This is a genomic window from Streptomyces sp. NPDC054975, from assembly GCF_053609105.1.
The window spans coordinates 49,757-56,779 of sequence record NZ_JBSGWV010000041.1; the positions used below are offsets into that span (position 1 = coordinate 49,757).

General features: G+C 72.3%; 8 protein-coding genes. 5 read left to right on the forward strand and 3 right to left on the reverse strand.

Features of this window, described 5'->3' with window-relative positions; all coding sequences use genetic code 11:
* The first annotated feature begins 13 nt into the window (after window positions 1-13).
* A complete protein-coding gene (locus tag ACWF79_RS27375; RefSeq protein WP_453730819.1) occupies window positions 14-1,420 on the forward strand; it encodes a M1 family metallopeptidase in 1,407 nt (468 codons plus the stop codon).
* A gap of 58 nt (window positions 1,421-1,478) precedes the next feature.
* Here ACWF79_RS27375 and ACWF79_RS27380 read toward each other — a convergent pair whose 3' ends face one another.
* Window positions 1,479-2,405, reverse strand: coding sequence for an ankyrin repeat domain-containing protein (locus tag ACWF79_RS27380; RefSeq protein ID WP_453730820.1), 927 nt, complete (start codon window positions 2,403-2,405; stop codon window positions 1,479-1,481).
* Between the two features lie 263 nt (window positions 2,406-2,668).
* On the opposite strand from ACWF79_RS27380, the gene ACWF79_RS27385 reads away from it, so the two are divergent.
* Window positions 2,669-2,965, forward strand: a complete 297-nt coding sequence (locus ACWF79_RS27385) for a hypothetical protein (RefSeq protein WP_453730821.1) — start codon at window positions 2,669-2,671, stop codon at window positions 2,963-2,965.
* 65 nt (window positions 2,966-3,030) lie between these two features.
* On the opposite strand, the gene ACWF79_RS27390 is transcribed toward ACWF79_RS27385, so the two are convergent.
* The gene (locus ACWF79_RS27390) at window positions 3,031-3,231 is read right to left on the reverse strand and encodes a DUF5988 family protein (RefSeq protein WP_453730822.1); all 201 of its coding nucleotides are present in this window, start codon (window positions 3,229-3,231) and stop codon (window positions 3,031-3,033) included.
* 92 nt (window positions 3,232-3,323) lie between these two features.
* Window positions 3,324-4,715, reverse strand: coding sequence for a (2,3-dihydroxybenzoyl)adenylate synthase (locus ACWF79_RS27395; RefSeq protein WP_453730823.1), 1,392 nt, complete (start codon window positions 4,713-4,715; stop codon window positions 3,324-3,326).
* 228 nt (window positions 4,716-4,943) lie between these two features.
* Between ACWF79_RS27395 and ACWF79_RS27400 the strand changes: the two genes are divergently transcribed.
* From ACWF79_RS27400 to ACWF79_RS27410, 3 genes are read left to right on the forward strand one after another with little or no spacing between them, the layout of a single operon-like run.
* Window positions 4,944-5,582, forward strand: coding sequence for an ArsR/SmtB family transcription factor (locus ACWF79_RS27400; protein WP_453730824.1), 639 nt, complete (start codon window positions 4,944-4,946; stop codon window positions 5,580-5,582).
* Entirely contained in the window at window positions 5,579-6,316 is a 738-nt protein-coding gene (locus ACWF79_RS27405) for an SRPBCC family protein (protein WP_453730825.1), read from the forward strand. The genes ACWF79_RS27400 and ACWF79_RS27405 overlap by 4 nt, the downstream gene beginning before the upstream one ends.
* A gap of 37 nt (window positions 6,317-6,353) precedes the next feature.
* Window positions 6,354-6,926 carry a dihydrofolate reductase family protein gene (locus ACWF79_RS27410; protein WP_453730826.1) on the forward strand — a complete coding sequence of 191 codons (573 nt, stop codon included), beginning with the start codon at window positions 6,354-6,356 and terminating at the stop codon, window positions 6,924-6,926.
* Window positions 6,927-7,023 lie beyond the last annotated feature (97 nt).

Sequence of the window (7,023 nt, forward strand, 5' to 3'; positions counted from 1 at the left end):
AGCGTAAGCGGCAGTGAGCGGCCAGCAGACAACGGCGTCGGACCCGTACTTTCCGGCCAACGGCGACTCCCGGTACCGCGTGCACCGGTACGAACTCGCGCTGGAATACCGTCCCGGCCCCAACCGGCTGGCCGGGACGGCCCGCATCAGCGCCATAGCGGGACGGGCCCCCCTCAGCGAGTTCCACCTGAACCTCGGCGAGTTCAAGGTCGGCCGGATCCTCGTGGACGGCCGCGCGCCGCACTACACCCACCGCGCCGGCAAGCTCCGCCTCCGGCCCGCCAAGCCGCTGCCCGCGGGCGCCGCCTTCACCGTCGAGGTGCACTACGCGGGCAACCCCAAGCCGGTGCGCAGCCCCTGGGGCGGCCTCGGCTGGGAGGAGCTGACCGACGGCGCCCTGGTGGCCAGCCAGCCCGTCGGCGCGCCGTCCTGGTACCCCTGCAACGACCGGCCGGCCGACAAGGCCTCGTACCAGATCTCGGTCAACACCCCGTCCGCGTACACCGTGGTGGCGGGCGGCCGGCTGCTCACCCGTACCACCAAGGCCTCCACGACCACCTGGGTGTACGAGCAGTCCGCGCCGACCCCCAGCTACCTCGTCGGCCTCGCCATCGGCATGCACCAGACGGTGCTGCTCGGCGACCCGGGGCTCGGCGGTGTTCCGCAGACGGCGCACGTGCCGGCGCACGTCCTGCCGGCCTTCTCCCGGGACTTCGCCCGGCAGCCCGCGATGATGCAGCTGTTCGAGGAGCTGTTCGGGCCGTATCCCTTCGGCGAGTACGCGGTCGTCGTCGCGGACGAGGAGCTGGACGTCCCCGTGGAGGCGCAGGGCCTCTCCCTCTTCGGCACCAACCACGTGGACGGCGTTCGGGGTTCGGAGCGGCTCGTCGCCCACGAGCTGGCGCACCAGTGGTTCGGCAACAGCGTGACCATCGCCGACTGGCGGCACATCTGGCTGAACGAGGGCCTGGCCAAGTACGCCGAGTGGCTCTGGTCGGAGCGCTCCGGCGGCCGGCCGGCGCAGGACCTGGCCGCCGCCGCCCACCGGCTGCTCTCCAGCCGCCCGCAGGACCTGATACTCGCCGACCCGGGCCGCAAGCTGATGTTCGACGACCGCCTCTACGAACGCGGCGGTCTCGCCGTGCACGCGATCCGCTGCGCCCTGGGCGAGGGCGCGTTCTTCCGGATGCTGCGCGACTGGGCGACCGTCCACCGCCACGGTGTCGTCACCACGAGCGGCTTCACCGCCCACGTGTCCCGGTACGCCACCGAGCCGGTGGACGACCTGCTGAAGGCCTGGCTGTACGAGCCGTCCCTCCCGCCCCTGCCCTCCCCACACGGCGCGCCGCCGATCCCGGCCCGCCCCGGCTACCCGCCGACGAACGGCGGCCCGGCGGCCCGGGGAACGACGTCCGCGTAGCGGTCAGGCGTCACGGCGGGTGCGGCCCCAGCAGGGCTCGAGCCGGGGTCGGCGTGCGTCACCCGTGCCAGTAGTCACGCTCCGGCAGCTGGACCCACCGGTCGGGAGGCCCGACGACCCCGCGCGCGTCGGACGGGCGCAACCCCACGTGGGCGCACGAATAGGCCACGGCGTTGCCGTGGTAGAGGTAGGAGGCCAGGATCTCCTCGGCGGTGTCGTGCTCGTACGGGCCACCGCCCGGGTGCAGGTCCCCGCCTTTGATGGACCCGTCGCGGGCGATCATCCCCTGGTTCCCGCTCTTGGGGTTGGCGTACAGGCCGTAGCACACGGTCCCGGGGGAGAGCCGTCGCAGCACACCCGGCATCTGCGGCGCGTACCCCCACGGTTGGGTCACCATGCAGCCGCCGGGCACCGACGTCACGCCGACGAGAAGCAGCGTCTCGTCCACGTCGTACGCGTACGGGTCGTCGAGCACGTCGTCGATGACCTCGTCCCCCACGGGCGTCGCCTCCAGGCGCCGTACCGCTTCGGCCGCGCCGATGCCGGCCACGCACGCCAGGCCCAAGCCCTCGTCGTGAGACCCGCCCAGCGCTTCGACGAGCCGCCTGGCCTCCTCGGCGGCCGCGCGCTCGGCCTCGGACAGCCCGACGCCGTCCGGCACGGTGAACAGCTCCGGTGTCGGCCCGGCCAGACTCAGCCGCCCCGGCGACCAGCCACCGAGCGACGGCCGCCAGGGATCGGCTCCGGCGGCGACGAGCGCCCGTGCGTTCTCCGGCTTGCGGTACACGACGGCCTCCCACAACGCCGTCACCCCGCCCTCCGACGCGTCCACGTCCGCGACCCGCCGAGCCAACTCCGCGACCACCTCCGGAGATCCGAACAGCGCCGCCCGATGCAACGGCCGCCCGCCGCTCCACGCCTCCGGATCAGCCCCGTGCTCCAGCCGCCGACGGATGTCGTCCACATCCGTCCAGTCCCACCCCATACCGTCCCACCCACCACTGCCCACAACCACCACGCCCCCACGACCGATCCCCGAAGCCCCGGCGAGCTCCACACCCCACACTCGCACGCGGGTCTGACAGTGCGGATCGGCAGTTGAGTGTCGTCATCGCGGGAGGGATGGAGGACCCCCGGGGCAAAAGGCACCGACGCAGTAGACTCCACTCTCTTGGTTCAGCGCGCTTGGGGGGCGACGTGGCAGCTGGCGGCAACAGCGCCGGCAGAGCGCGGCGTGTCGACTTCGGCGTGACGATGCTGCTCGGCGCGCTGTATGCCGGCGCGTTGTTCCTGGTCGTGACGGGCTTCGCCGTGGAACCGGGCGGTTGCGGAGGTCGCTTCCAGGCCGCGTGCGCGGGCGGCACGTTCTGGCGCCTTGGCATCGGCTTCGGTCTCGTCGCGGTGGTGGCGCCTGTGCTGCACAAGGTCGTGCCGAGTGTCCCGTTCGAGCAGGGTGTCGGCCGGACCGCGGCCATCACCGCTCTGCTGTTGGGCGGGGCGGCCGGTGTCACCCTGACCCTGGCGGTTTTCCACGCGGTGGCCTGAGGCGTTGGAACATCGGCGCCGCAGGCCGGCTCACGGGTCTGCCCGGCCGACCACGGCAGGGAACGCTACTCGGCGATCTCCGTGCGCTCCCACCACTCGTACACCCGTAGGGTGCCCTCCGCCGTGTCCTCGCGGCGGGGGGTCTCCTTGAAGTGTTCGTAGCCGCCGCGGTGTCGGATCTTCAGGTCCTCGCCGGGGGTCTCGATCGGGACGATCCGGGCCGACAGGTCGGCCGGGCCGCCCTCCAGGAGTGCCTTGTGCGCCATGGGACCAGTCTCCCGACTTCCGCCGAGCCTCGCATGCCGGGGAGCGCCGCCCAGGGCCGGTCGGTGAAGGGCCGAGCGCCCGTCCCGCCTCCTCAGCGGCCCGGCCGATCCTCCTCGTCCGCCCGCTGCCGTACGTCCGTGAGGCGGCCCGTCATCACCAGGTTGCCGTCTGCCGTGCGCCGCGCGAGGTGGCCGGTGCGGAAGTAGCCGTCGGGCGTGAAGGAGCGTGCGTTCTGCTCGGGCGCACGGTAGTAGCCACGCGGGGTGTACGGGCCACGGACGAGGAGTTCCCCGGGCTCCCCGTCGGGCACGTTCCTGCCGTCGGCGTCGACGACGCGGATCTGGTCGTCCGGCGACAGCGGGCGGCCCTGCGTGGTGAGCACGGTCTCGTCCGGATCGGTGGGCCGGGTGAGGAGGAGCAGTCCTTCGGCCATGCCGAAGACCCGCTGCGGACGGCAGCCCCATGCGGAGCTGATCCGCTCGGCGGTCTCCCGGTTCAGGCGCGCGCCGTCGATCTGCAGCAGTCGCAGTGAGCCCATGTCGGCCTGGACCGCGGGAGAGGCGTCGAGCCAGAGCTGGGCGACGTCGGGCGACACCGACGTGACGGTGACCCGCTCCTGTTCGACGACCGGAAGGCACTCGGAGGGCTCCGCGCCCTCGACCAGGACCACGGTGCCGCCGACCGAAAGGGTGCCGACGATGCCGGGGGAGCCGAGGGCGAAGGCGGACTCGGCGGGCAGCGCGGCGAGATACACGTCGTCCTCGGTGAGCGACACCAGCTCGGCGGCGGCCCGCGCCTGATAGGCGAAGTCGTTGTGGGTGCGCGGAACGAGCTGGGGCGCCGCGGTGCGACCGCCGCCGGACAGCAGGAAGAACGCCACCTGGTCGGCGCTCTGCGCGAGCGCCGGCTCGGGCGCGGCGTCGATGGAGCCCAGCGGGCTGTACTGGCAGCCCGACGGGTCGGTCGTCAGCCCGCCGTACGGGGACGCGGCCCCCGGCGCCTCAAGGGTGAACACCCGCCGGAGGAAGGGCCATCGGGCCGCGATGTCCGCCGCGAGCGCCGTGGGGTCGAAGCCCTGGTGGGTCGCGGACGCGACGTAGCCGACGGCCTGGGTGACCCGTACGAGCTCGGCCACCCCGGACGCGGGGTGCGAGAGCGGGCAGAGCACGGGGACCGCGCCGGCGCGCATCAGCGCGAAGACGGTGGTGACGAACTCGGGAACGTTCGGCAGCTGGACGACCACCCGCTGCCCGGGCCTGAGTCCCCGCAGCCGGAAACCGGCGGCCATCCGGTCCACGCGCCGGTTCAGGGCCGCGTACGTGAGGCGGGTTTCACGGTGGACGAGCGCGGTCCGAGGGCCGTACTGAAGGGCCCAACCACGCATGAGGTTGTCCAGCGTGTTGCCGCGCCAGTGCCCGACCGCCCAATAGCGGTCGACGAACTCCTCGGGCCAGGGCGTGCAGCCGTCGAGCATGGATGCCATTCGCTTCTTTCCGTGCCAACTTCCGAACCGGAACTCGCGCGTTCCCTCCTGATCCCGCCATCCAAACGGTGCAGCCCGGCGCGGGCAATGCGCCGTCCCGACCATGGACGCCCCACTCCCTCGGCGGAAGATCCAAAGTGGCGCCACTGACCAGGAGGGATGCGCCGACCTCGAACCGACAGGAAATATTTCCTTGACAAGGAAATTCGTCGGAGCAATCCTGGAGGGGTGCTGGACGTAGCTGTCATCGAAGAACCCGCTGCGGCCGAGGCGTCCTTGGACCCGATCCGGTCCCGGGTCCTTGCCGCCCTCGCCGAGCCCGGCTCGGCCACCATGCTGGCCGCCCGCCTCGGGCTGCCACGGCAGAAGGTGAACTACCACCTGAAGGAGCTGGAGCGGCACGGGCTCGTCGAGCTGGCCGAGGAGCGGCGCAAGGGCAACGTCACGGAGCGGATCTTCCAGGCCGTCGCCGCGTCCTACGTGATCTCCCCGAGCGCCCTGGCCGCCGTCAGCCCGGACCCCTCCCGCTCCCCGGACCAGCTCTCCGCGCGCTGGCTGCTGGCCCTCGGGTCCCGGCTGGTGCAGGAGGTCGGCACCCTGCTGACGGGCGCGTCCCGGGCCCGGCAGGGGCTCGCCACCTTCGGAATCGACGCCGAGGTGCGGTTCGCCTCCGCGGCCGACCGTACGGCCTTCGCCGACGAACTGGCCCAGGCCGTCTCGACTCTCGTCGGCCGCTACCACGACGAGTTCGCGCCCGGGGGCCGCAGCCACCGGGTGGTCGTCGGGCTCCACCAGATCCCCGCCGCGCAGGCGGACGAGGCCGCGCAGACGGCCGAAGCCGAACCACGACAGGAGCACGCGCCATGACGCACCCCTTCGAGATCGAGCTGGAGACGGTGCTCCCGGCCGGCCCGGAGCAGGTCTGGGACGCGATCGCCACCGGCCCGGGAATCGACTCCTGGTTCATGGGCCGCAACGAGGTCGAGCCGCGCGAAGGCGGTACGGCCGCCATGGACACCGGCGGCCACCGGGAGGAGTCGGTGATCACCGCCTTCGAGCCCGGCAAGCGCTTCGCCGTCCGCACGCCGGACGCCGAGGACGGCCGGTTCATGGCCATCGAGTACCTCGTCGAGGGGCGCGACGGCGGCAGTACGGTGCTCCGTGTCGTCCACAGCGGCCTGCTCGGCGACGACTGGGAGGACGAGTACGACGCGCTGCGCCGCGGCTGGCCCTTCCACCTCCACACGCTCCGCGAGTACCTGGCCCACTTCCCGGGGCGTACCGGAGCCCCTGTCTTCGCCCTGGCACCGTCGGGCGAGCTGTCCGCGCAGCGGATCCGTCAGGCCCTGGCCCGTGGCCTCGCCCTGGAGACACCGGTCTCCGTGGGCGCCCGGGCGCACGCCGAGCCGGCGGGGCTGCCGCCGATGGACGGCGAGGTGACCTGGGCCGACGACGAGCGCTTCGAGGTCCGTGGCGCCGACGGGATCTACACCTTCCACCACGGACGCGGTGTGGTGGTGATGTTCCACCACCTCTTCGCCCCGGACACCGACGGAGCCCAAGCCGCCTGGCAACGCTGGCTGACCGGCCTCGTCGCCTGAACACTGACCGCACACGCCACACACAAGGGGATCTCTCATGCGTACGCTGATCAGCACGGCCTTCGTCTCGCTCGACGGTGTCGTGGAAGGCCCGGGCGGCGAGCCCGGCTACCGCAACACCGGCTGGACCTTCAAGCACACCGAGTTCGTCCCCGAGTCCTTCGAGATCAAGGGGCGCGAGCAGAAGGAAGCCGCGGCCATGCTGCTGGGACGCGTCAGCTACGAGGCGTTCAGTCAGGTGTGGCCCGACATGGAGGACTTCGCCGACTACAAGACGATGCCGAAGTACGTCGTCTCCACCACCCTCACGGACGACCAGCTGGTCTCCAACTGGGGCGAGACGACGATCCTGCGCTCCCTCGACGACGTGGCCGCGCTCAAGGAGACCGAGGGCGGCCCGATCATCGTCCACGGCAGCGCCTCCCTGAACCAGGCCCTGTCCGACGCGGGCCTCATCGACCGCTACCACCTGCTCGTCTTCCCGCTCCTGCTGGGCGCCGGCAAGCGCCTGTTCAGCGCCACCGACAAGGACGTCCAGAAGCTGGAGCTCGTCGAGCACGAGGTGTACGGCAACGGCCTGCAGAAGCAGATCTTCGACGTCGTCCGCTGACGCCGCTCCCCGGCCCGGACCTCGCCTGCCGCGCGGGCGCAGCGCCGCGATACCGGCCCGGGCGCCGGCCTCCGCCGCCTCACCCGAGGCGGCGGAG